The sequence below is a fragment of the Myxococcus sp. NMCA1 genome, assembly GCF_026810205.1.
GTDB lineage: Bacteria > Myxococcota > Myxococcia > Myxococcales > Myxococcaceae > Myxococcus > Myxococcus xanthus_A.
The window spans coordinates 1,611,256-1,631,667 of sequence record NZ_CP113950.1 but is presented as its reverse complement, the minus strand read 5'-3'; the positions used below and the strand labels follow the sequence as shown (position 1 = coordinate 1,631,667).

At 70.5% G+C, this 20,412-nt stretch carries 18 protein-coding genes; 7 read left to right on the top strand and 11 right to left on the bottom strand.

The window, feature by feature from the left end:
• Positions 1 to 5: 5 nt before the first annotated feature.
• Positions 6 to 1,835 carry a methyl-accepting chemotaxis protein gene (locus tag OZ403_RS06985; protein WP_268783751.1) on the bottom strand — a complete coding sequence of 610 codons (1,830 nt, stop codon included), beginning with the start codon at positions 1,833 to 1,835 and terminating at the stop codon, positions 6 to 8.
• A 251-nt stretch (positions 1,836 to 2,086) separates the two neighbouring features.
• Between OZ403_RS06985 and OZ403_RS06980 the strand changes: the two genes are divergently transcribed.
• Positions 2,087 to 2,686 carry a hypothetical protein gene (locus OZ403_RS06980; protein ID WP_237078101.1) on the top strand — a complete coding sequence of 200 codons (600 nt, stop codon included), beginning with the start codon at positions 2,087 to 2,089 and terminating at the stop codon, positions 2,684 to 2,686.
• Positions 2,687 to 2,692: 6 nt separating this feature from the next.
• On the opposite strand, the gene OZ403_RS06975 is transcribed toward OZ403_RS06980, so the two are convergent.
• Complete coding sequence (locus OZ403_RS06975) at positions 2,693 to 3,436, bottom strand: PP2C family protein-serine/threonine phosphatase (protein ID WP_268783750.1); 744 nt, start codon at positions 3,434 to 3,436, stop codon at positions 2,693 to 2,695.
• Positions 3,437 to 3,836: 400 nt separating this feature from the next.
• Between OZ403_RS06975 and OZ403_RS06970 the strand changes: the two genes are divergently transcribed.
• Positions 3,837 to 4,982 (top strand): hypothetical protein, encoded by a 1,146-nt coding sequence (locus OZ403_RS06970; protein WP_268783749.1) that lies wholly within the window; start codon positions 3,837 to 3,839, stop codon positions 4,980 to 4,982.
• A gap of 5 nt (positions 4,983 to 4,987) precedes the next feature.
• On the opposite strand, the gene OZ403_RS06965 is transcribed toward OZ403_RS06970, so the two are convergent.
• The 3 genes from OZ403_RS06965 to OZ403_RS06955 all read right to left on the bottom strand — a co-directional run bounded on the left by OZ403_RS06965 (position 4,988) and on the right by OZ403_RS06955 (position 8,498).
• Entirely contained in the window at positions 4,988 to 6,280 is a 1,293-nt protein-coding gene (locus OZ403_RS06965; RefSeq protein ID WP_268783748.1) for a choice-of-anchor X domain-containing protein, read from the bottom strand.
• Between the two features lie 24 nt (positions 6,281 to 6,304).
• Positions 6,305 to 7,192, bottom strand: coding sequence for a hypothetical protein (locus OZ403_RS06960; RefSeq protein WP_174258672.1), 888 nt, complete (start codon positions 7,190 to 7,192; stop codon positions 6,305 to 6,307).
• A gap of 184 nt (positions 7,193 to 7,376) precedes the next feature.
• Positions 7,377 to 8,498: an aminotransferase class I/II-fold pyridoxal phosphate-dependent enzyme gene (locus tag OZ403_RS06955; protein WP_140797505.1), complete on the bottom strand. Its 1,122-nt coding sequence runs from the start codon at positions 8,496 to 8,498 to the stop codon at positions 7,377 to 7,379.
• 112 nt (positions 8,499 to 8,610) lie between these two features.
• Here OZ403_RS06955 and OZ403_RS06950 point away from each other — a divergent pair, with 112 nt between their 5' ends.
• The gene (locus tag OZ403_RS06950; protein WP_140873597.1) at positions 8,611 to 9,084 is read left to right on the top strand and encodes a TlpA disulfide reductase family protein; all 474 of its coding nucleotides are present in this window, start codon (positions 8,611 to 8,613) and stop codon (positions 9,082 to 9,084) included.
• Between the two features lie 15 nt (positions 9,085 to 9,099).
• Positions 9,100 to 10,146, top strand: coding sequence for an SDR family NAD(P)-dependent oxidoreductase (locus OZ403_RS06945; RefSeq protein WP_268783747.1), 1,047 nt, complete (start codon positions 9,100 to 9,102; stop codon positions 10,144 to 10,146).
• Positions 10,147 to 10,171: 25 nt separating this feature from the next.
• Here OZ403_RS06945 and OZ403_RS06940 read toward each other — a convergent pair whose 3' ends face one another.
• A complete protein-coding gene (locus OZ403_RS06940; protein ID WP_140788426.1) occupies positions 10,172 to 11,281 on the bottom strand; it encodes an MJ1255/VC2487 family glycosyltransferase in 1,110 nt (369 codons plus the stop codon).
• A gap of 57 nt (positions 11,282 to 11,338) precedes the next feature.
• Here OZ403_RS06940 and OZ403_RS06935 point away from each other — a divergent pair, with 57 nt between their 5' ends.
• Both OZ403_RS06935 and OZ403_RS06930 read left to right on the top strand, forming a co-directional pair.
• A complete protein-coding gene (locus tag OZ403_RS06935; RefSeq protein WP_140788424.1) occupies positions 11,339 to 11,647 on the top strand; it encodes a hypothetical protein in 309 nt (102 codons plus the stop codon).
• Between the two features lie 136 nt (positions 11,648 to 11,783).
• Entirely contained in the window at positions 11,784 to 12,689 is a 906-nt protein-coding gene (locus tag OZ403_RS06930) for a LysR family transcriptional regulator (RefSeq protein ID WP_140788422.1), read from the top strand.
• Between the two features lie 3 nt (positions 12,690 to 12,692).
• Here the strand turns inward: OZ403_RS06930 and rsmB are convergent, their stop codons facing one another.
• From rsmB to OZ403_RS06910, 4 genes are read right to left on the bottom strand one after another with little or no spacing between them, the layout of a single operon-like run.
• Positions 12,693 to 14,009, bottom strand: coding sequence for a 16S rRNA (cytosine(967)-C(5))-methyltransferase RsmB (gene rsmB, locus OZ403_RS06925; RefSeq protein ID WP_140788420.1), 1,317 nt, complete (start codon positions 14,007 to 14,009; stop codon positions 12,693 to 12,695).
• Positions 14,006 to 14,929: a type II 3-dehydroquinate dehydratase gene (locus OZ403_RS06920; protein WP_140853287.1), complete on the bottom strand. Its 924-nt coding sequence runs from the start codon at positions 14,927 to 14,929 to the stop codon at positions 14,006 to 14,008. The genes rsmB and OZ403_RS06920 overlap by 4 nt, the downstream gene beginning before the upstream one ends.
• A 20-nt stretch (positions 14,930 to 14,949) precedes the next feature.
• On the bottom strand, positions 14,950 to 15,888 hold the full coding sequence (gene fmt, locus OZ403_RS06915) for a methionyl-tRNA formyltransferase (RefSeq protein ID WP_140788417.1): 939 nt from the start codon (positions 15,886 to 15,888) through the stop codon (positions 14,950 to 14,952).
• 29 nt (positions 15,889 to 15,917) lie between these two features.
• Positions 15,918 to 16,499 (bottom strand): signal protein, encoded by a 582-nt coding sequence (locus OZ403_RS06910; protein WP_237080219.1) that lies wholly within the window; start codon positions 16,497 to 16,499, stop codon positions 15,918 to 15,920.
• Positions 16,500 to 16,602: 103 nt separating this feature from the next.
• Here OZ403_RS06910 and OZ403_RS06905 point away from each other — a divergent pair, with 103 nt between their 5' ends.
• Entirely contained in the window at positions 16,603 to 18,198 is a 1,596-nt protein-coding gene (locus OZ403_RS06905; protein ID WP_140788414.1) for a HEAT repeat domain-containing protein, read from the top strand.
• On the opposite strand, the gene OZ403_RS06900 is transcribed toward OZ403_RS06905, so the two are convergent.
• Positions 18,152 to 20,329, bottom strand: a complete 2,178-nt coding sequence (locus tag OZ403_RS06900; RefSeq protein ID WP_140788413.1) for an FUSC family protein — start codon at positions 20,327 to 20,329, stop codon at positions 18,152 to 18,154. The genes OZ403_RS06905 and OZ403_RS06900 overlap by 47 nt on opposite strands.
• Positions 20,330 to 20,412 lie beyond the last annotated feature (83 nt).

The window sequence follows — 20,412 nt, the reverse complement described above, 5'->3', positions numbered from 1 at the left end:
GCGCGCTAGAGCTGGTACCGACCGACGATAGCGCTCAGCTCGGCGGACGCCGCGGAGAGCTGGATGGCGGACTGCTCGCTCGCGGCCATCCGGTCGACAATCTGGTCCGCCAGGTCGGCCATCGAGCTGAGCGCGGCGAACAACTCCGCGATGCCCGCGTCCTGCTGGCTCACGGCATCGGCGATGCTGCGCACCGTCTTGCCGTTGCTCTGGATGATGCCCGCCAGCGAGCGGAGGCTCTCGCCCGCCGCGCGCACCTGCTCCAGGCCACCTTCCACCTCGCGCGCCCCGCCCTCACTCGTGCTCACCGTCTGCGAGATGGCCCGGCCGATATCACTCAGGATGGACTGCACGCGCGTGGTCGCCCCCGCGGACTGGTCCGCCAGCGACCGCATCTGCCGTGCCACCACCGCGAAGGAACGGCCCGAATCACCACTGCGCGCCGCCTCGATGGAGGCATTGAGCGCCAGCACGTTCGACTGGTCCGCCAGGTCCTTCACCGTGCGGGTGATGTCGCCCACCTGCCGCGTGCGCTGGTGCAGCTCCGCGACGGTGCGGCCAATCTGCTCCACGTGCGACCGGATGTGCGTGAGCCCGCCCACGCTGCCGGACACCGCGGCCTCGCCCGCCTCGCCAAAGCCACTGGCCTTGTCCGCCTCACGCAGGATGACCTCCACGCGCCGCGCCGCCGCGCGCGAGGCTTCCTGGAGCTGCTGCGCCGCAATCTGCGTCTCATGCAGCGCCACCGCCTGCTGCGACACCGCCTCGTTCTGGACGGACGCGGACTCGGTGAGGTGCGTGGACGCCGTTTCGAGTTGCTCGGCCGAATGGCGCAGCGCCATCAACAGCTCGCGCAGCTGCGACATCAACTCCGAGAACGAACTGGCCAGCTGACCAATCTCATCCTTCGAGCGCACCGCCAGCGCCCCTCGGAAATCACCTTCCGACACCATCCGCGTGGTGGCCACGGTCAGCTCGCGCAGCGGCTCCATCATCCGCCGCACCAGCAGGAAGATGGCCGTGCCCGCCGCCGCCGTGACGATGATGCCCAGCAGCACGACGAGCAGCATCGACGCGCGGAACTGCTCCGCTTCCTTCCCTCCGTCACGCGTGAGCAGCAGCTCCACGCCCGGCCCCATCTCCACCCGGCGCAGCCACAACGACACGCCATTCACCGACACCTCGTCCGGCCGGCCCTTCCCCTCCAGTGCCGCGAGCAAGGCATCGTCAGGCACCGCGCTCAGCGCGTGCGCCACCGGCTTCCCGCCCACGGTCAACACGCCCTCCACACCGCGCTCGTCACGCAGCGCCTGGAGCTCCACCTCGCCCAGGACCCGCCCCAGCACCACGTACCCCACGGTGCGGCCCTCGGCCGTCATCACGGGCTGCGCCACGGCCTGATGGGGCACCTCATCCACCAGGATGACGCGCGCGCCGCCCTCCTTCACCAGGGCCTCCATCCCCGACAGTGCACCGGGTGGCGTGCCCACGCGCACACCCGCCGCGGTGTCCACCGCGAGCAGCAGGTCCACGCCCAGGAGCGACTGCTGCGCACGCAGCGAGGGCTCAAGATGCTCCCCGACCACGGAGCCGCTCGACAGCACGGTCTGCAAGGACGTGCCCGCCGCGGCGACGCGTGCCAGGGCCGTCAGCGCGAGCACCTCCTGGGACTGGACGCGGCTCCACGCGGCTTCGTCTTGCGCCAGACGGGACGTGACGGCTTCGTGCGACCACGTCCGAAGCGACACACCCGTGAGCGCGACGCTCAGCGTGGAGAGACAGAGGATGACAAGGGAGAGCGCTGCGGTCAGGCGCGCGGCAAGGCTGTGCGTCATTCGCTACAAGGCCAGGGGATGGGCGGGGGGAACCCAGTGGGGGATGGCGAGCCTACCGCGACAGCGCCCTGCTGTTGAGCGAGGAACAACAGGTGGCAGGAATGACCCGGCAGCATGTCTCACATGACACAAATCGAGACCTACACCGATGTCATGCACCTACGTCCTCGGCGGCGGCGCGCGCGGGGCCATGGACACTCACCCTGGCGTTGCATTGACCGGTGTGGAAGCGGCGCGATTGCGTGCTTGGCATGCGCTCGACCTCCATTCCAGCGGCACTGGCCCTGCTTGCCCTCACGCCCAGCGGACTTCGCGCGGAGGAGGCCGCCGGAGAGGCGCGCGCGAAGGCCGAGCCGCCTCGCACGACGCGCAACTTCGGCAACCTGCGCGTGGGCGGGTCCACGGCGAACGGCAATGGCCGGCCGGACCTGTGTCTGGAGTTGTCCCCCGTGGCGTTCCTGTCCGTGGAGAGCTGTGGCACGGGGAGTGGCTTCCTGCACGGCGACCCCGAGCCGGAGGTCGCGCACTTCCGCGCCAAGCTGCGGCTGGCCAGCTTCGACGTGGAGCGCTGGGGCACCTTCCAGCCCTTCCTCGCCGGGGGCTTCGCGGAGGCGCAGGTGGGCCGCGACGACCCAGGGTTCCAGTTCAAGGGGACCGATCGACGCCGCGTGGCCACGGCAGGGCCCGAGGGGGGACTCGGGCTGCGCTTCCTCCGCCCGCTGGCCGCGGGCTTCGAACTGGTGGGCGACTTCAACTTCAGCCTGGCGTGGATGCCCCACGCTCCCGAGCTCATCCAGCCCGGGAACACGTGGCTGCCGTCCGCCAGCCTCTCCTTCGGCGTGGGCTTCTGACGCGCCTCACGCTTCCGCGACGCGCAGCACCACCGCGGTGATGTTGTCCTTGCCGCCCGCCTCGTAGGCGTCCGCGACCAGCGCGTCGCAGACCTCGCGCGCGGAGGACATCGTCAGGCGCTTCATCAGGCCATCCACGCCCAGCGGCTCATAGAGCCCGTCCGAACACAGCAGGAACACATCGCCCGGCTCCGTCTGAAGCCGCTGCACGGTGGGTTCCGCGTTCTCCGTGCCCAGCGCGCGGGTGATGAGGTGGCGCAAGTTGCCCGAGCCTCCCGGCGGCTCCATGCCCGCGTCCCGCAGCTCCTCGATGAGCGAGTGGTCGCGCGTGAGCGACTCCAGCTTTCCGCCACGCAGCCGGTACAGGCGGCTGTCGCCCACGTGCGCCACCGCCGCGCCGTGCTCGCTCACCGCCAACGCCACCACGGTGGACGCCATCTCCCGCAGCCGGCCCACGCGCTGCGCCTGGAGGTTGCGCTGCGCCAGCGCCGAGCACGCCGCCAACAGGTTCTCTTCACGGCTACGACGAGGGTCCGGCACCGTGGGCCACGTCGAATCCCGGTCCTGTCCCAGGCGCAGGCCAAAGCCCACGAAGGTGTCCACGACACACCGGCTGGCGACTTCTCCCCCCTCTTGTCCGCCCAGCCCATCCGCCACGACGAACAGCCCCAGTTCCGGCGCGACGCAGAACGCATCCTCGTTGTGCGGCCGCCGACCGATGTGGGTCTGTCCCGCGCTGTCCATTCTCATGACTGCCTCCTCGGGCCTTCCACCAGCAAGTGGGAGGCCAGCGTCCTTCCCCCCGACGGACGCAAGGAACGGATACTCCGGTTCTGGGGATTCCTGGGGAGGGACCGCCACGGCGCCGTGACAACCACCCCTCACCCGTCCACTGGCAGACGCTGCAAGTGCCCTCCATCCGTCAACAGCCCCCAGAACGTGGGGGCGCGACCCCACACCTCCTCCTGGCGCCCAGGCCCCATTCCCCGAGGGAGGCGCTTGTCCGCCAGGACGCTCCCGTCAGGGTGCGCGAATGCCATGACAACGAAACGAGGAACCCGGCATGCCCGGGCCCGTTCCCTGGCAACTTCTCCGGTGACGAGGCGACAATTCCGATGCGGCCCGGAGTGTGCGCCGCAGGGAGCCCTTGATGTCGTCCATCCGCCGCATCACCGCGAGCATCTCCAGCGCCATCTCCCGCGCCCGGCTCGACACCCGTCTGGAGTCGGTGTCACCGCTCGCGCCCCGCGAGCCGCTGCAGCCGATCCCCGCGGTGCGGCGTGGCTATGCCGACGAGAGCGAGTTCCAGGCGGAGGTGGATGACCTGGACACGTCGCTCGCCGCGCATGCGCCGATGCTGGCGGGCGTGGACGCCGCGAATGCGGAAGCGCCCGAACACCTGCGCGTGTTCGCCGGCGAGAGCTCCTTCGAAGCGGCCCCCCCGCGGTATTCGCAGCTGCTGGGCTCGCAGCTTCCCACCGCGCTCGGCGCGCCCCGGGAGTCGGTGAGCGGCGCGGCGCACCGGCCCGCCTTCCGAGGTGCCAGCGCCCAGGACATGGGCAGCGACCTGCTCTCACCGGAGGCCGCCGCGTGGGAGCTGCAGAACCGGGACACCTCCACCGCGCCCACGCCCATGGAAGCGGAGGACGTGCTGTTCATGCTGAATGGCCCCGGCGCCGCGGCCGACCTGGAGCCGCCGCTGGAGCTGGGACTCGAGGACATCTTCGAGGAAGCCCCGCGACTGCACGCCGCGGAAGACGCGCTCTTCATGGCTGGAGCCGATGACGCTTCAGCGGCCATCTCCGGCGCCACGGAGACCCAGCAGCCGGGCCTCGCCGCCGCTCGCTCCGGCGCGCCGGTGAACTTCGCGACCGAGGCCGCGGGCATCGATGCCGTTCCCGCCGACCTGGTGACGGCCGCGGCCGGTGACGCGCGCGTGGATGATGCGCCCGCGGGCTACGCGCTGGGCAGCGCCTACGCGGCCACCTACGGGCAGCAGTTCGCCGTGAGGCAGGCGCTGGACCCGGCGGTCAGCCCCGCGGGCCCGGACGAGTTCCTCGCGGACCCGAATGACTTGAACATGCTGCTGCCGGATGAGCCGTCCCTGGACGATGCCGCCGTGGCAGGCGTCCTGGGCTCCATCTCCGCCAACCCCGCGGCGGCCAGCGCGCCGGTGGCCGCCACCTTCGCCTCACAGGGCGTGGAAGTGGTCGCGGAGGCGTTGGAGCCGGAGCTGCGGCCCGAGGCGAACCCCAACACCACCGAGGCACCTGCGCCCGAGAATCCGCGGGACTGAGCCCCTCACGGCCTGGGTGGCGCTTCTTCCAGGTCGATGTTGTCGAGGTGCGTCTGCGCCTCGATGACGTCCCGGTTCAGCTCGTCCAGATAGCGCCGCCGCTCCGGGCTCTGCCACTCCGCGGCGGAGAAGGACGTGGGGGGATAGTCATTCGTGGTGTGCACGTACCCGCGCAAGCTCGTCATCAGCTCCCGGTCCGGGTCTCCCCGCTCCTTGAGGAGGAAGCCCTCCACGTCGCGCAGCTTCAGGGGGAAGGTGGGCACTTCGTCCAGCACCAGGTTGCCGGCGATGGTGAGCTTCACCTCCTGCTCGCCGCGCTTCAGCTCCTCGTTGAAGGACACGTGCGCGAAGGGCATGCCGCTCTCATCATCCACGCGGCCCGCCACCACGTACCGTCCGGCCTTCTGGACCTGAATCCCGAGGTAGAGCTGAAGCGAGCCTTGCTCCAGCACCTCCCGCACCCGGCCCGTGAAGAGCGCCGGAGGCGACGGCGTGTACATGATGTCGAAGAACGCGGTGCCCTCCTCGCCCCCCGAGCGCACCTGCACGTCCACGCGCAGCGTGCCTGAGTAGATGGGGAACCCCTGCTTCGACGGCTGGAAGCGCCCGGTGAAGGTGCCATCTCCGGAGAGCGCGTCGCCCGCGGCGCCGTCGTCCGAGAAGACGAGGGGAACCGCCGGCATGACACCCGCGCCGGGCATGTGCTCGGCCTCGTGCGCGGAGGCGGACACCACCTGGCAGGGCCTGGGCATGCGGCGCGCGTCCTCGCAGCCGACGAAGAAGTGCACCACCTCGTCGCCGACGACGAAGACGCGGTCCTGCTTCAGCCGGAGCTGGATGTCGGAGCCGTCCTTGTTCAGCGGACGCGTGCGCTCCGGCTCCGCCATCTCCATCTGGTCCGGGTGCTCACTGGCGGGACGCGACTCCGGCGGATAGCGCGTCGCCTTCATGTACGACTCCAGCGTCTGCTTCGCGCGCGCCAGCCGCTGCTCCCACAGCTGGCGCCGCGCGTCCCGCTCCGCTTCCTCCGGGCTGCGAGCCGGGTCCTGCACGGCCACTCCTGGCACGCTCCCCGTCGGCCCGCCCATGCCGCCTCCCGACTTCCGCGGCGCGGGGTTCGGCATTCCAGACGGCGAGGACGCTTCCCATGCACCGTCCTCGCCGAAGGACTCCGGGCCGGCACCTGCTTCCATCCACCACCACCCCACGCCCCCCAGCACCAGCGGGATGAGGGGAATGGCCCACAGGGCGCGGCGCATCCGGGACGCGGGGGCGGAAACGGTGCCAGTCGGAGTCATGTCGCTTCTTGCGGTGGAGGGGGCTCAGTACGCGTAATTGACCACGTCCTGGCGGACCGGCGCGATGATGCCACCCCAGTTGCCTCCGGCGTAGTGGTTGTACGCCTCCCGGTCGTCACGCAGCTCCACCGTGTGGTAGCTCCACTTCGCGCGCCCGTCGCTGGTCGCGGCCGTGCCCAGGTTCAGGGTGCCGCCACAGAACCAGTCACCGGGGTTGCACTGCGAGCTGCCCGCGCTGCCCGACACGCCCCCCGTCGAGTGGTACGACACCGCCTCATCGTCCTGGCCGGGGAGCACGCCGGAGTACAGCGTGCCCTTGGCACCCGCGAACATGTAGAACCACACGTTGCGCGTGGTGTTGTGGTTGTACATGGCGCGCGCGGTGGTGGTGACCAGGTCGCTCACCAGCGGCTCATTCACCGCCCACTCGCCAATGTCGGCCAGCTCGCTGCCGCCGCCCGCGCCCGACGCCACGTTCACCCAGCGGATGTTCCAGCCCGTCTGCTTCGCGCCGCCGCTCACGTTGCCACACACGCCGTTGGCGTTGGGGGACGCGTTCTTCACCTCGCGCTGCGAGCCGCCATACATCGACAGCGCGTAGCCAATCTGGAGGTTCCCCGCGCTGTGCGCGGCGACGTAGCACCAGTTGTCCCCCGTGCAGAAGCAGTCCAGCGCGTCGCGGATGCGGTAGTTCTGCGAGCCGATGCGCTGACGGCCGTCCCAGTTGACGGCCTTCTTGTTCACGCCCGCCTCGACGCTCGCGGAGCCCCAGTAACTGAAGTCATTGTAGTTGCCGGGCTGCGTCGTGCCGCCGTTGCGGCCATGAATCCACAGCGTGTAGTTGGCTGCGGCGGCCTCCGTGCCCGCCAGCATCGTTGCGGCGGCAATGACCGTACAGAAGAGCTTCTTCATGTTGAGCGCCTCCAGCGCTGCATAGGGGGTACCAGCCCGGCGGGGGACCAGGCGGCGGGGCGTACTGTAGAGGCGCGGTGTGTAAAAGGTCGAGGTCACGGAAACCTTGAAGTGCGTGCGAGAACTGACGCAACGCATCACCCCTGTGGATTCCCGCGGGGAGGTGACATTCGAGACGGCCGCGTCAACGCGATGTGTCGACCACGTAGCGCTCCAGTCGTTCCAGCGCGTCGGGCAGATTCGTGCGGCCCAGCCCCAGGCGGAAGTGGTTGCCGGGGAAGTCGTAGACGTCTCCGGGCAGCAGCAGCACGCCTTCGCGCTCGCGCAATTCCTCGGTGAAGCGGGCCACGGGCGTCTCACGCAGCAGCCTGGGAAAAGCCACGCTGCCCGCGCGCGGGCGTACCCACTGGAAGGTGTCCGGGTGCCGCGCGAAGAAGCCATCCAACAGGGCGAGGTTCGCCGCGAGCAACTCCCGGCTGCGCGCCAGCACCCGCGCCTTCGCGCGCAGCGCGATGAGTGACAGCACCTCGCTGGGCGCGCTGTTGCAGATGGTCGTGTAGTCCTTGTAGGCCGCGCAGCGCCGCAAGAGCTCCACGTCACGGCAGGCCAGCCACCCCACGCGCAGCCCCGCCAGTCCGAAGGCCTTGGACATCACCCCCAGGCTGATGCCGTGCGGCGTGTGGCTGGCCGCGGGCGGCAACGTGTCGCGCGTGTCGTACTCCAGCAGCCGGTACACCTCGTCGGACAGCAGGTGGATGCCACGCTCGCGCGACAGCTCGCACAGCGCGTCGAAGGTGGCCCGGTCCAACAACGCGCCCGTGGGGTTGTGGGGGAAGTTCACCACCAGCAGCCGCGTCTGGGGCGTCAGCGCGCGGCGCAGCGCATCCAAATCCAACGCCCACCCGTCCTCCTCGCGCAGGCGCAGCAGCGTCACGTCCGCGCCCGTGGCGCGCGCCACCTCGTGCAGGGACTGGTAGCCCGGCCAGGTGACGACGGCGTGGTCCCCAGGGCCCAGCAGCACGTTGACCAGGACGAAGAGCGCCTCCTCCGCGCCGGCGAAGGTGAGCACCTGCTCCGGAGAGAGCCCGGGGTACAGGGCGGCAATCTCCTCGCGCAGCGCGGGCAGGCCGGTGGATTCGGTGTAGCCCAGCGTCAGCCCGTCCCAGCGGGCCCGCTCGTCCGGGCCGGCGAGCGCCAGCAAGTCGCCCATCCGCCAGCCCTCGATGTCCGAGGAACACAGCAGGTACGGCGCCGCGAACTCCCAGCGCGCGAAGTACCGCTCCAGCTTGAAGTCGGGGATGCGCATGCCGTGAGTGTCTGCCTGCTTCGCGGCCTGCCGTCCAGCGACGCCCGGAAGCGGCCACGCGTGCCTAGCTTGAGTCGCGTCCTTTCCGAACCCAGGCCCTGTTGGAGCCCCTATGCCCACGCTCGACATTCCCATCACCCTGCTGGACCCGGACGGTGGGTGGATCAACATGCCCGTCCACGTCTCGGAGCTGGATGAGCTCCCCGTCCTCCTCCACTTCTTCTCCGTCAAGCAGCGCGGCGCTGACGAGGACATCGACGCGGTGAAGCGCATCCTCGCGGAGTACGGCTCGCGTGGGCTGAAGGTCATCAGCGTGGATGTCACCCACTCCGACAAGGAGCTGCGGGACACCAACGCGGTGGAGTCCTTCGCGCGAAAGCACGGGCTCTACCACCCCATCGCCGTGGACGACGGCTCCATGGCGCGGGCCTACGACGTGGCGGACACGCCCGCGTGGCTCGTGTTCGACGCGGACTCCGGCCGGCTGCGCCACCACTTCTCCGGAAGGAATGCGTCCAACCACATGCGGCAGGTGCTGGAGCGCTTCGTCCAGGCCAGCGCCGCGGCCCCCTCTCCCGCCCCCTGATTCCAGGAGCCCACCATGCCAGCTCGCCGCAAGGATTCTGACTCGTCCCGCTTCTCGCTCGGCACCGTGGCCGCGGCCGGCATCGGCGCGGCGCTGGGCCTGCGCCGCATCCTCCGCTCCCGCTTCCAATTCAAGGACAGCACCGTCCTCATCACCGGCGGCTCTCGCGGCCTGGGACTGGTGCTGGCGCGGCAGCTCCTGAAGGAGGAGGCCCGGGTGGCCATCTGCGGCCGGGACGAGCAGACGCTGGAGCGGGCCCGCGAGGAACTGGAGCGCACCGGCGGCGAGGTCTACGCCATCCCCTGCGACGTGCGAGATCCGGTGCAGGTGGAGGCCATGGTCTCCGCCATCCACGAGCGCTGGGGCACGGTGGACGTGCTCATCAACAACGCCGGCGTCATCCAGGTGGGGCCGCTGGAGTCCATGACGCTGGAGGACTTCCAGGAGGCCATCGACACACACCTGTGGGCGCCGCTGTACACCACGCTGGCCGTGCTGCCGGAGATGAAGCGGCGCGGAAAGGGGCGCATCGTCAACATCGCCTCCGTGGGCGGCAAGGTGAGCATCCCCCACCTGGTGCCATATTCGGTCAGCAAGTTCGCGCTGGTGGGCCTGTCGGACGGCCTTCGCGCGGAGCTGCGCCAGGATGGCATCGTCGTCACCACGGTGTGCCCGGGACTGATGCGCACGGGCAGCCCACGCAACGCGTACTTCAAGGGCCACCACGAGGCGGAGTACGCGTGGTTCGCCACCGGGGACTCCCTGCCCATCACCTCGCTGAGCGCCGAGCAGTCCGCGCGCAAGATTCTGGACGCGTGCCGGCGAGGCGACGCCGAGGCGCTGCTAGGCGCACCGGCGAAGCTGGCCGCCGTGGTCCGCGCGCTCGCGCCCAGCCTGACGGCCGCCCTCACCGCCTGGGCCAACCGCTTCATGCCCCAGGACAGCAGCCAGGACCGCTACAGCGGCAGCCAGAGCGAGACGCCGCTGACCCAGTCCTGGCTCACCGAGCTGACGCGGCGCGCGGCCGAGCGCAACAACGAGACCGGGGTGCCGCTGCACTGACGGCCCCTGGCGGCGAACGCGAGCGCTAGTCCTGCGCCATCTCCATGGCCCAGTGGCCACGGTGCTCGTAGGCCAGGGCCAGCTGCTCGCGCAGGGCGGCCAGCATCCGCGTGTTGCCGTCCTGCTCGTAGCCCTGGAGCGCCTGCTGGCAGCGGGGCACGCGCGTGAGGAACTCCTTCACCGCGTCCACCGTCAGCGTCTTCACGTACATGCCGTACCCCAGCTGCTCCAGGTACAGCGCGTTGATGACCTGCTCGAACTGTCCCTCCAGCGGCACGCTCAGCACCGGCTTGCGCAGGTACACCGCCTCGCTCATCAGCGTGTAGCCGCCGCTGGCCACCACGCCTCGCGCGGTGCGCAAATCATCGATGAAGCCCTTTTCACTGAAGGGCCGGTACGTGAGGTTGCCGTCCACCAGGTCCTCGGTGATGTCGCGGCGCAGCCCGTACACGCGGCAGGGGATGCCCGCGGCCTTGAGGATGTCCGGCAGCGCCGTGTTCGTCGTCGACGTCTGGTACACGAGCAGGTGCTCACCGGGCTCGGACTTCGCCTCCAGGATTTCGGGGCGCAGAATCGACGGGGCCAGCGTGGTGCGCCGCTTGCGGAGCTCCGGGTAGAAGAACGTGGTGACCAGGTAGTGGAAGGCCCCCGGCAGCTTCGCCTTCACGATGGCGCGCGACGTCTCGAAGCTGTCCTCGTGGCCCGCCAGCAGCGCCGGCTCGTGCTTGCACCGGTTGATGACCTGCATGTTGTCCACGCTGATGACGGGCAGCCGGTGATTCCGGGCGAACATGTAGCTGAACGACTCGAAGTCGCTCACCACCACGTCCGGGCGGAAGTCGTCCACCAGCTCGAAGTACTGGCGGATGTTCTGCGGCCAGCCCTTCACGGCGCCCGTGAGGTTCTGCAGCACCGTCTGCCACTTCTTCACCGAGTTGCCCTCGTACGCGAGCGTCAGCCCCCAGATGCCGTGCACGTTCTGGAAGCGTTTGGCCAGGTAGTCCTGGGCCCGGCCGGAGACGACGATGTGGACCTCGTGCTCCTTCGTCAGTTCCTCGAGGAGGACGCGGGAGCGCGTCGCATGGCCCATGCCTTCGCCGACGACACCGTAGAGGATTCGCATGCCCGGCAGCATACGCGCCCGCCACGCTCCCGTTGAGCCCGCCCCACCCTCGCGGCTATAGCTGCCCGCATGCCCTCCTCTCCGGAGCCCTCTTCACCCCAGCGGCCGTCCCTGGGCCGCTCCGCGGCGACGGGCCTGTTGGGCGGCTTCTTCCTGGGCGGCCTGGGCCTGCTCGCCGTGGGCCTGAGCAACAGCTTCGCCGCCCTGAGCTGCGATGGCCTCACCGGCCCCGAATGCCAGCTGTTGACGGACGCCACTCGGGAGGTCGGTCGCACCCAGCTGCTCGCCGGGGGCGCCCTCACCGCGCTCGCCGCCTCCCTCTTCGTCCTGTTCCGCCCGCGCCCTCCGGCCCCACCCGAGGGGCCTGAGCCGTCCTGAGCCCCGTCCGCAATCCTCCTGTCGTCCGATGAGCGGCCGGAGGCCGCCCTGGCGAGTTAGGTAGTTTGGCGGCCAAGGAAAGGCATTCTAATTATCTCTGGCCTAATCATTGGATTTGAGGGTAGGAGATGACCTTATGCAGCTCGAATCCTTGAAGATGTTCTGCGACGTGGTCGAGACTGGCTCATTCTCCCGCGCCGCGCAGCTCAACCACGTCACGCAATCCGCGGTGAGCCAGCAAATTCGCGCGCTGGAGAACCGGTACGAGCAGAAGCTGCTGTCGCGCAGCGCGCGCCAGGTGACGCCGACGCCGGCCGGGGAGCGGCTGTTCCGCGGGTGCAAGGAGATCCTCGCCCGCTTCTCCGAAGTGGAGCAGGAGATTCGTGAGCAGGCCACCGAGGTGGCGGGCACCACCACGGTCTCCACCATCTACTCGGTGGGGCTGCACGAGCTGAACTCGGTGCAGAAGCAGCTGCTCAAGTCGCACCCCAAGGTGAACATGCGCCTGAACTACCGGCGCAACGACCAGGTGTACGACGACGTGATTCTGGGCGCGGCGGAGATTGGCATCGTCGCCTATCCGCAGCCCCGCGCGGGCGTGGACATCCTCCCCTTCCGCGACGACAAGCTGTCGGTCGTCTGTGCCCCCGGCCACCCCTTCGCCACGAAGCAGAAGGTGAGCCTCACCGCGCTGTCGGGCGTGCCCTTCATCGCGTTCGACCGCGAGGCGCCCACGCGCAAGGCGCTGGACCGGCTCTTCCGCGAGAAGAGCATCGACATCACCCCGGTGATGGAGATGGACAACGTGGAGACCATCAAGCGGGCGGTGGAGATGGGCCTGGGCGTGGCCATCCTCCCCTTGTCCACGGCACAGGGCGAGGTGAAGGGTGGCTCCCTGGTGGCCAAGCCCTTCGCGGAGGGGCCGGTGTCGCGCCCCATTGGCCTGCTCATCCGCAAGGGCAAGTACCTGGACCGCGCGTCCGCCGCGGTGTTGGAGGCGTTCAAGGCCGCCGCCAACCTGCCGTCCTCCGACGACGCCTGAGCGTCAGTAGAGCTTCCGGAGGCGCGCGGCGAAGAACCCGTCGAAGCCCTCCGGTCCCGGGAGCGTGCGCAGGTACGCCTGGGACAACGGCAGCTTGAGGCCGGGCAGCACGGGCGGCTCGGCCGTCCACTCCGGGTGGCTGCGCAGGAACATCTCCACCTGGTCCTGCCCCTCCTGCGGCTCCATGGTGCACACCGCGTACACCAGCAGGCCCCCGGGCGGCACCGCCTCCTGGCAGTTCTCCAGGATGCGCCGCTGGAGCGTGGCCAGCCGGGAGATGTCCTCCTCCTTGCGGCGGTAGCGCAGCTCCGGGTGGCGGCGCAGCGTGCCCAGCCCCGAACACGGCGCATCCACCAGGAACGCGTGGAACTCTCCCCACTCCTCCGGGAAGGGCTCCGCGGCGTCGTGCGCGTAGGCCTTCAGGCGCGGCTGCAGGCCCAGGCGCCGGGCCTCCGCGTCAATCTTGCGCAGCTTGTGCGCGTGGAGGTCCACCGCCACCACGTCATGTGACTGCGCCTGGTGGCAGGACTTGCCGCCCGGCGCGGCGCACGCGTCCAGCACGCGCGCCGTCTCCGGAATCGCCCCGTAGACGCCCACGAGCTGCGCGGCCTCGTCCTGCACCTGCCACAGGCCCTCCGCGTAGCCGTACACGTCCTCCACGCGGCCCACGGACGGCAGCGTGATGCCCACCGGCGACACGGTGGTCGCCTTCGCGTCCACGCCCATCTCCTGGAGCTGGGCGAGCAGCGCGTCGCGCGTCACCTTCGCGGTGTTGGCGCGCACCACCACCGCGGGCGCCTGGTTGTCGGCCACCAGCATGGCTTCGGCGCGCTCGCGGCCGAACTGGCGCAGCCAACGCTCCACCAGCCACTGGGGATGGCTCTCCCGCACCGACAGGTGCAGCGCCACGTCGGACGCGGACGGCAGCGGCGGCGCGGGCAGGGCCGCCAGCTTGCGGAGGATGGCGTTGGTGAAGCCCGCCGCGCGCGTCAGCCCTACTTCCTTCAGGGCCTGCACCGTCTCCGCCACCGCGGCGCGCGCGGGCACACGGGTGTGGAATATCTGGTAGGCGCCGATGCGGAGGGCCGCCAGCACCTTGTCCTCCAGCGCGTCCAGCTTGCGGTCGGCGAAGCGGGTAATCGCGTAGTCCAGCGCGAGCTGCCGCCGGGTGGCGCCGTAGGTCAGCTCGGTGACGAGCGCCGCGTCGCGCGGGTCCTTCGGCGGCGACTCGGACAGCTGCGTGTCCAACACGACGTTGAGGTAGGCATCCGTCGCGCGGACACGCGCGAGGACCTGGATGGCGAGTGCGCGGGCGTTCATCCTTCGTCGAGCCGGGTCAAGAGGTCCACGAGCTGCTCATCCGAGAGCCGCGTCGCGGGCAGGTTGGAGAGGGTGAGGCGCTGGAGGCTCTCCTCCAGCAGCTCACGGTGGCCATTCTCCGCCGGAGCGCCACGCTGCACCGCCTGATACTGGGAACGCGCCCAGGCGGCCAGCTCGGCGGCGGAGAGCCTTCCGGAAAGCCGGTCTGAAATCTTCTGGCGCACCAGCGCGCGCGTGAGCAGGTCCGCCGCGGGAGTGAGCCCCTTGCCGCCGCCGCGCCCCAGCGTCTTCGCCTGACGGGCCGCGCGCAGGTCCTCCACGGGCGCCAGCTTGCGGCCCAGCGTCTTCGTGGGCCCCGCCGTCTTCACCGCGCGGGCCAGGGACCTGGCCGTCTCCGACGAGCCCTCCTTGCGCGCGGCGCGCTTGAGCACGGTGATGGGGGTGACCTTCGCGCCCTTGGGGCTGCTCCCCTTCTTCTTCCCCAGGGCATTCTTCGACTCCGGCTTCTCCGTCGTGAAGACGCCGCTGCCGAAGGTCTCCAGGGCCTGCAGGTAGGGCTCGAAGCCGGGCCCTCCGTGAATCTGGAGCACGCAGGCCTCCCCCACCACGGATTCGCGGGCCGGGGGCTTGAGCAGCACCTCGATGGCGGGCAGCCCGGCGGCCTCCAGCCCCTCCTTGAGGCAGTAGGAGCCGAACAGCCCGGCCGGGTTGATGATGATGCCGTCCAGCTCCTCCAGCTCCGCGCCGAGCGTGTCCAGCAGGTCGCCTTCGTGGTTGGACTGCACCACCGTCAGCTCCTGCCCCAGCTCCTCCGCCCGCGCGTGCAGCGCCGTGTCCAGGTCCTCCAGCCGCCCCCCGGACGAGCCATCCCGCACGCCCAGCAGGTTCAGGTTGGGTCCGTGCAGTACCAGCAATCTCATGACCATCACCCGTTCTCCCGTCAGCCCGCGACGAAGGGCTGGCTGCCCGGCGCCAGCTTGTGCCCCTGCAGGAAGTCCGCGGCGCGCATCACCCGCTTGCCTTCCGGCTGGAGGTCCAGCAGCACCAGCGAGCCTTCGCCGCATGCCACCTCGATGCCGTCCGGACCGGACGCCAGCACCGTGCCGGGAGCCCCACTACCACCACTGGCCTGCGCGCGGTGGACCTTCAGCAGCTTTCCGCCCAGCGTGGTGAAGGCCCCGGGCCACGGCGTGAAGGCCCGCAGGCGCCGCTCCAGCTCAATGGCGGGCTTCGTGAAATCCAACCGGCCCTGGTCCTTCTCGATGATGGGGGCCAGCACCATGCCCTCGGAAGGCTGCGGCACCGGCTTCAGCTCCCCGCTCAGGTAGGCCGGCAGGAACTCGCGCAGCACCTCGCCGCCCAGCGCGGCCAGCTTCGGGTACAGCGAGGCGCTCGTCTCGTCCGGGGCAATGGCCATGCGCTTCATCGCCAACACCGGACCGGTGTCCAATCCTTCATCCATCACCATCAGCGACACCCCCGTCTCCGTGTCGCCGTGGGCAATGGCCCACTGGATGGGCGCGGCGCCCCGGAAGCGCGGCAACAGCGAGCCGTGCACGTTGACGCAGCCGTGGGTGGGCAGCTCCAGCAAATCCTTGGGGAGGATGCGGCCATAGGCCGTCACCACGCAGATGTCGGGCGCGTACTGGCGCAGCTCCTCCGCGAAGGGCGGCGTGCGCAGCTTGGTGGGCTGGAGCACGGGCACGCCGCGCGACAGGGCCAGCTCCTTCACCGGCGGCGCCGTCACCGTGTTGCCGCGGCCCTTCGGCTTGTCGGGCTGGGTGACGACGGCCACCACGTCTCCCAGTTCGAAGCAGGCGGCCAGTGAGGACACCGCGAACTCGGGGGTGCCCATGAAAACGATGCGGGGTCTGCTCATGGTGTTGCGCTTCTCCTGCGCCGGGCGACTCAGGCCACGGACTTGAAGGTGCTCCCGGTGGGAGTGTCCACCGCCTGACGTTTGCGCGTGTGCAGGGCGCTCAGGGTGCCCAGCGCCTCCAGGGCCTCGGGCGTGGTGGCCACCGGCCGCAGGGCCTCCAGCACGGTCTCCAGCGCGTAGGCCTCATCCGCCTCACGCTCCCGGATGCGCGTCACCGCTTCGGTGAAGCGGTCGAAGAATTGCTTGAGCTCGTCCCCGCGCCGCAGCGGTCGCATCCGGGGATAGCGGCCGGCCGCCAGCGACGCCACGTACAGGCTCATGACGTGGACGGGGCCCGCCACCCGGTGGGTGAAGACGAGGCCAAAGAGGCCCATCGCCACCGCCGTGCCCAGCGCGCCCACCGCCGTCAACCACAGCAGCGTCTGCCCGCCGTCCAGCCCCAGGGCCGTGGACGACACGTGGACGCGGTGCGCCAACAGCCCGAACACGAGGATGCTGCCGGCACCAATCCCCGCCAGCAGCAGGATGTATTTGAGCTGGAAAGGCCGGTCCAGGATGTACGTCCGGCGGACGTGGCTCGGGCGCACCGTCTTTTGATTCCCATCGGACATGTCGTTGACCAGCGTACCCCAGGTGCCGGGGGCGGTTTGCTTCCTTCCTCGCGTGAGGTTTACACGGAAGACAGGACAACCTCGCAGACGCAATGGAGACCGCATGACCCGCTCTCTGACCGCGTTGTGTATTGCGCTCTCTTTCCTGGTGTTGGCTGGGTGCAAGGGGGACCCAGCGACCCCGGAGTACTGGGAGTCAGGCATTCAGCAGAGCCGCAGAGCGGAGGACCGCATCCGCATGGTGGAGGCCATGCGTTCGTCCGGGAAGATGGACGAGCGCTTCCTGCCCATGCTCCACGGGCAGCTCGACACCGAGCGCAAGCCGGAGGTGCGCGCCGCGCTGGCCCGCGCGTTGGGAGACTTGAAGCATGCCTCTTCGGTGGAGCCGCTGACGAAGGCCCTGGACCCGGCGGCGGGCGACATGCCCGCGCAGCTGGCGAACAAGGCCATTGTCGCGACGCTGGGGGCCATTGGTGACCGCCGCGCCATCCCCGCGCTGGTGCCGCTGCTGCGCGCGAAGGACAACTACACGCGCATCGAGGCGGTGCAGGTGCTGGGCGACATGAAGGCGAAGGAAGCGGTGGAGCCGCTCATCACCCTGGCCACGGACGACACCGTGGAGCCCTTCCTCAACAAGAAGGCCATTGAGGCCCTGGGTGACATCGGTGACGGCCGCGCGGCGCCCGCGCTGGTGCGGATGCTGACCAAGGAGCGCAAGGGCAAGTCCTTCTACGTGGAGAGCTCCTTCGCGCTGTACCAGCTGGGCGCGCCCGCCGCGGACGCGCTGCTGCAGGCGCTGGAGGGCCAGGACGCGGACCTGCTGAAGTGGGCGCGGTCGAACGGCGTCAACCCCGCCAGCTACGCGATGAAGGCGGCGACGGTGCTGGGCGACTTGCGGGAGAAGCGGGCGGTGGCCGCGCTGATGAAGCAGCTGGCCTTCACCAACGCGGACCCGCAGATTCAGGCGCTGGTGCGGATGCAGGCCGCGGACGCGCTGGCGCGCATGCGCTCACAGGAGGCGGTGAAGCCGCTGGCCGGGCTCGTGTCGGAGACGGACGCCACCGTGAGGGATTCCTACGTGAGCGCCCTGGTGCGCCTGGGCGGACGCGACGCGCTGCCCGCGCTGGAGAAGGCCGCGGGCACCGGAGACTGGTACGCGCGTGAGTCGGCGGTGAAGGGCATCGCCATGCTGGGCGACGCGCGCGAGCTGCCCTTGCTGCAGAAGCTTGCCGCGGCCGAGCCGGCGCGGACGGCGGCGGACTGCAAGCAGGCGGAGGACGAAGGCTGCGATGACGCGGCCGCGCTGGGCAAGCGGCGCGCGGACCAGATTGCGGGCCAGTCCAAGCTGCTGGAGGCCGCGCAGGCGTGCGCGGGCAACGCGGGCTGCTGGGTGCAGCGCATGGAGAAGGCGGAGCCGCGGATGATGGAGCGCGCGGCGCTGGAGGTCGGCCGTTCGGGCGCGGCCGAGCACGCGGGCGCGCTGGCCTCGCGGCTGGGGGAGCGCGACACCGAGGCCCGGCTCGCGCTCGTCCTCGCGGTGGGCTGGCTGGTGGAAGGCTCGCAGGACGCCGCGAAGAAGCTGCGCGAGGCTTCCCTGCCCACGATGCGAAAGCAGCTCGCGGACGAACAGGGCAACACCCGGCTCGTCAGCGTCAACGAGGACCTGCGGCGCCTGGTGGCGACGCTCGACCGGCCCTGACGCCCTCCTTGAGCCGCAGCGACGGGACACGCTCCGCCGCGTGGTGCAGCACGGTGAGCTGTCGCACGAGCCGCTCCACGTGCGCGCGCGACAGCGCATCCGCCCCACCCGCCGGAACCGTGGCGGGCATGGGCGCGGGCCGGCGCTGCTGCTCCATGGCCGCCGCCAGCTCGTCCAACACGCCCCCGGCGAAGCGCACCACCTCGGAGAGTTCCCGGGGGGACGCCGGGTCCGCGCGGCTGGCGGCCAGCGTCGTCACCGCCGACGTGAAGCGCCGCGCGTAGACGAGCAGCGCCATCACCGGCTCCAGGTCCTTGGCGGGTCCGCTCCACTCACTCAGCAGCCGCTGGAAGGACGCCTCCGCCGCCAGCAGTGCCAGGCCCATCTTCCGCCGGGCCTCGCGCACCGCGGGCTCCGCGTCCGAGTGCGCGGCGGCCACCGACATCAGGTATTCGCGGTCCGCGCGCAACGCGAAGGCCACCTGCTCCGGCAGGCGCAGGTGCTCCGGGCTGGGCCACAACAGCCGCGTCACCGTCAGCGCAATCAGCCCCCCCAGCAACGTGTTGACGATGCGCACCCCGGCCAGCTCCCAGTCCCCTGTCTGGAGCTCCGCCAGCAGCACCAGGGCCGGCGTCAGCAGCACCTGGAACGCGGACAGGCTGAGCGGCTGGATGCTCATCGCCACCGCGAACAGCACCCCGATGGCCAGCAGGATGATGGCCGGCTCCCTCACCAACGCCACCAGTCCCGCGGCCAGCGCCGCGCCCAGCAGCGTGCCCGCGATGCGCTGCAGGCTCCGCTGGAACGTGAGGCCCGCGTAGGGCTGCAGGACGACGGTGACGGTGATGATGACCCAGTAGCCGTGATTCAGTCCCAGCGCCCCGACGAGCGCGGTGGCCAGCGCGGCCGCGACGCCCAGCCGCAGCGCGTGACGGAAGATGACGGAGCGGACGTTGAGATTCTCCCGCAGCGGCTCCAGGAGGGCCTGCCGCGGCGCCGCCTCCACCCGCCGCGCGGGCAACGCCAGGGCGTCCGGCACGGGCGCGCGGCCCTCCAGCCGCGCCGCCACCTCCACCGTCGCGTGGGAATAGTCCCGCAGGCGGTCCAGCAGCGTGTGCACGTATTGATAGCCGGCGCGCACCGGCTCCGGCACGTCGCCCGCCTTGTCCAGCGCCTCCAGGGCCCGCTTCACCCGCTCGGCGTTCCACACCGGCTGGGCGCTCACCTCCGTCCCCTTCTCCAAGGCCAACCGGACGCGGCGCAGGTCCGCGGCCAGCTCCGCCAGCGCGCGCTGCACCTCCGCTCGGAGCGCGTGATAGCGGGGCGCGGCGGGCGCCACCTCCAGCATCTCCGTCAGCGCGATGAGCGTCACCATCATTGAATCCGCGCCTTCGGCCAACACCAGCAGGTGTTCGCCCCGGCCGCTCTCCCCCGCCCGGCCCATGCGCGTGGAGGCCAGCACGGTGCGCGCCTGTTCGATGAGCTGACGCATGCGGGCCTGCCAGGGCGCCTCCGGCAGGACACCCGCGGCGGCGGACGACACCCCTTCGAGCGGCCAGCGCCCCACCTCTTCCGCGTGGTCCGCCAGCGCGTCGTAACACAGCGCGATGGCCAGGCGCGCGGGCCGGTAGGGCACCAGCGGCCACAGCATCAGCGCGAGGAACATGGCCCACGCGCCGCCCACCAGGAACAAGCCGGAGCGCAGCAATGCGTCAGCCACGTCCTTGGCGGGAAGCGCGAGCGACACCACGAAGTAGTTGGCGAGCACCACGCCCATCAACCCGGGCGTGTCCCCATACGAGCGGGCGAAGCCACACGCCGTCACCCAGAACAGCGTGGCGATGACGGCGGCCCACGCGGGCAGGTGCAGCGCCGCGGCCAGGCCCACCACGGAGCCCAGGAGCGTCATGGCGCCCATGGTGAGCGCGCGGTCCCGGTAGGGGCCGCCCCGGTCCACCAGGGCAACGAAGAGGGCGGCCAGACCGACCCACGTGGCCGCGGGAAGGTGCAGCAGGGCCGCGACGGCCATGGGGCCACCCACCGCGAGCGCGGCGCGCAACCCCGCGCCATACGCGGGACGGCCCGGCTCCACGCGGAGGAAGGCCTGGAGGTGATGACGGAGCCGACTCATCGCGCGAGCAATCCCAAACCACTCCGTCCTATGTCACAGGTCCGCGCGCGCATCGACGCTTCCGTGGAACCACCCCACGAAGG

What these genes read in the sequence shown, in the direction of transcription:
- OZ403_RS06985 (WP_268783751.1), bottom strand. Translation starts at nt 1,835, where the DNA reads ATGACGCACAGCCTTGCCGCGCGCCTGACCGCAGCGCTCTCCCTTGTC.
- OZ403_RS06980 (WP_237078101.1), top strand. Translation starts at nt 2,087, where the DNA reads ATGCGCTCGACCTCCATTCCAGCGGCACTGGCCCTGCTTGCCCTCACG.
- OZ403_RS06975 (WP_268783750.1), bottom strand. Translation starts at nt 3,436, where the DNA reads ATGAGAATGGACAGCGCGGGACAGACCCACATCGGTCGGCGGCCGCAC.
- OZ403_RS06970 (WP_268783749.1), top strand. Translation starts at nt 3,837, where the DNA reads ATGTCGTCCATCCGCCGCATCACCGCGAGCATCTCCAGCGCCATCTCC.
- OZ403_RS06965 (WP_268783748.1), bottom strand. Translation starts at nt 6,280, where the DNA reads ATGACTCCGACTGGCACCGTTTCCGCCCCCGCGTCCCGGATGCGCCGC.
- OZ403_RS06960 (WP_174258672.1), bottom strand. Translation starts at nt 7,192, where the DNA reads ATGAAGAAGCTCTTCTGTACGGTCATTGCCGCCGCAACGATGCTGGCG.
- OZ403_RS06955 (WP_140797505.1), bottom strand. Translation starts at nt 8,498, where the DNA reads ATGCGCATCCCCGACTTCAAGCTGGAGCGGTACTTCGCGCGCTGGGAG.
- OZ403_RS06950 (WP_140873597.1), top strand. Translation starts at nt 8,611, where the DNA reads ATGCCCACGCTCGACATTCCCATCACCCTGCTGGACCCGGACGGTGGG.
- OZ403_RS06945 (WP_268783747.1), top strand. Translation starts at nt 9,100, where the DNA reads ATGCCAGCTCGCCGCAAGGATTCTGACTCGTCCCGCTTCTCGCTCGGC.
- OZ403_RS06940 (WP_140788426.1), bottom strand. Translation starts at nt 11,281, where the DNA reads ATGCTGCCGGGCATGCGAATCCTCTACGGTGTCGTCGGCGAAGGCATG.
- OZ403_RS06935 (WP_140788424.1), top strand. Translation starts at nt 11,339, where the DNA reads ATGCCCTCCTCTCCGGAGCCCTCTTCACCCCAGCGGCCGTCCCTGGGC.
- OZ403_RS06930 (WP_140788422.1), top strand. Translation starts at nt 11,784, where the DNA reads ATGCAGCTCGAATCCTTGAAGATGTTCTGCGACGTGGTCGAGACTGGC.
- rsmB (WP_140788420.1), bottom strand. Translation starts at nt 14,009, where the DNA reads ATGAACGCCCGCGCACTCGCCATCCAGGTCCTCGCGCGTGTCCGCGCG.
- OZ403_RS06920 (WP_140853287.1), bottom strand. Translation starts at nt 14,929, where the DNA reads ATGAGATTGCTGGTACTGCACGGACCCAACCTGAACCTGCTGGGCGTG.
- fmt (WP_140788417.1), bottom strand. Translation starts at nt 15,888, where the DNA reads ATGAGCAGACCCCGCATCGTTTTCATGGGCACCCCCGAGTTCGCGGTG.
- OZ403_RS06910 (WP_237080219.1), bottom strand. Translation starts at nt 16,499, where the DNA reads ATGTCCGATGGGAATCAAAAGACGGTGCGCCCGAGCCACGTCCGCCGG.
- OZ403_RS06905 (WP_140788414.1), top strand. Translation starts at nt 16,603, where the DNA reads ATGACCCGCTCTCTGACCGCGTTGTGTATTGCGCTCTCTTTCCTGGTG.
- OZ403_RS06900 (WP_140788413.1), bottom strand. Translation starts at nt 20,329, where the DNA reads ATGAGTCGGCTCCGTCATCACCTCCAGGCCTTCCTCCGCGTGGAGCCG.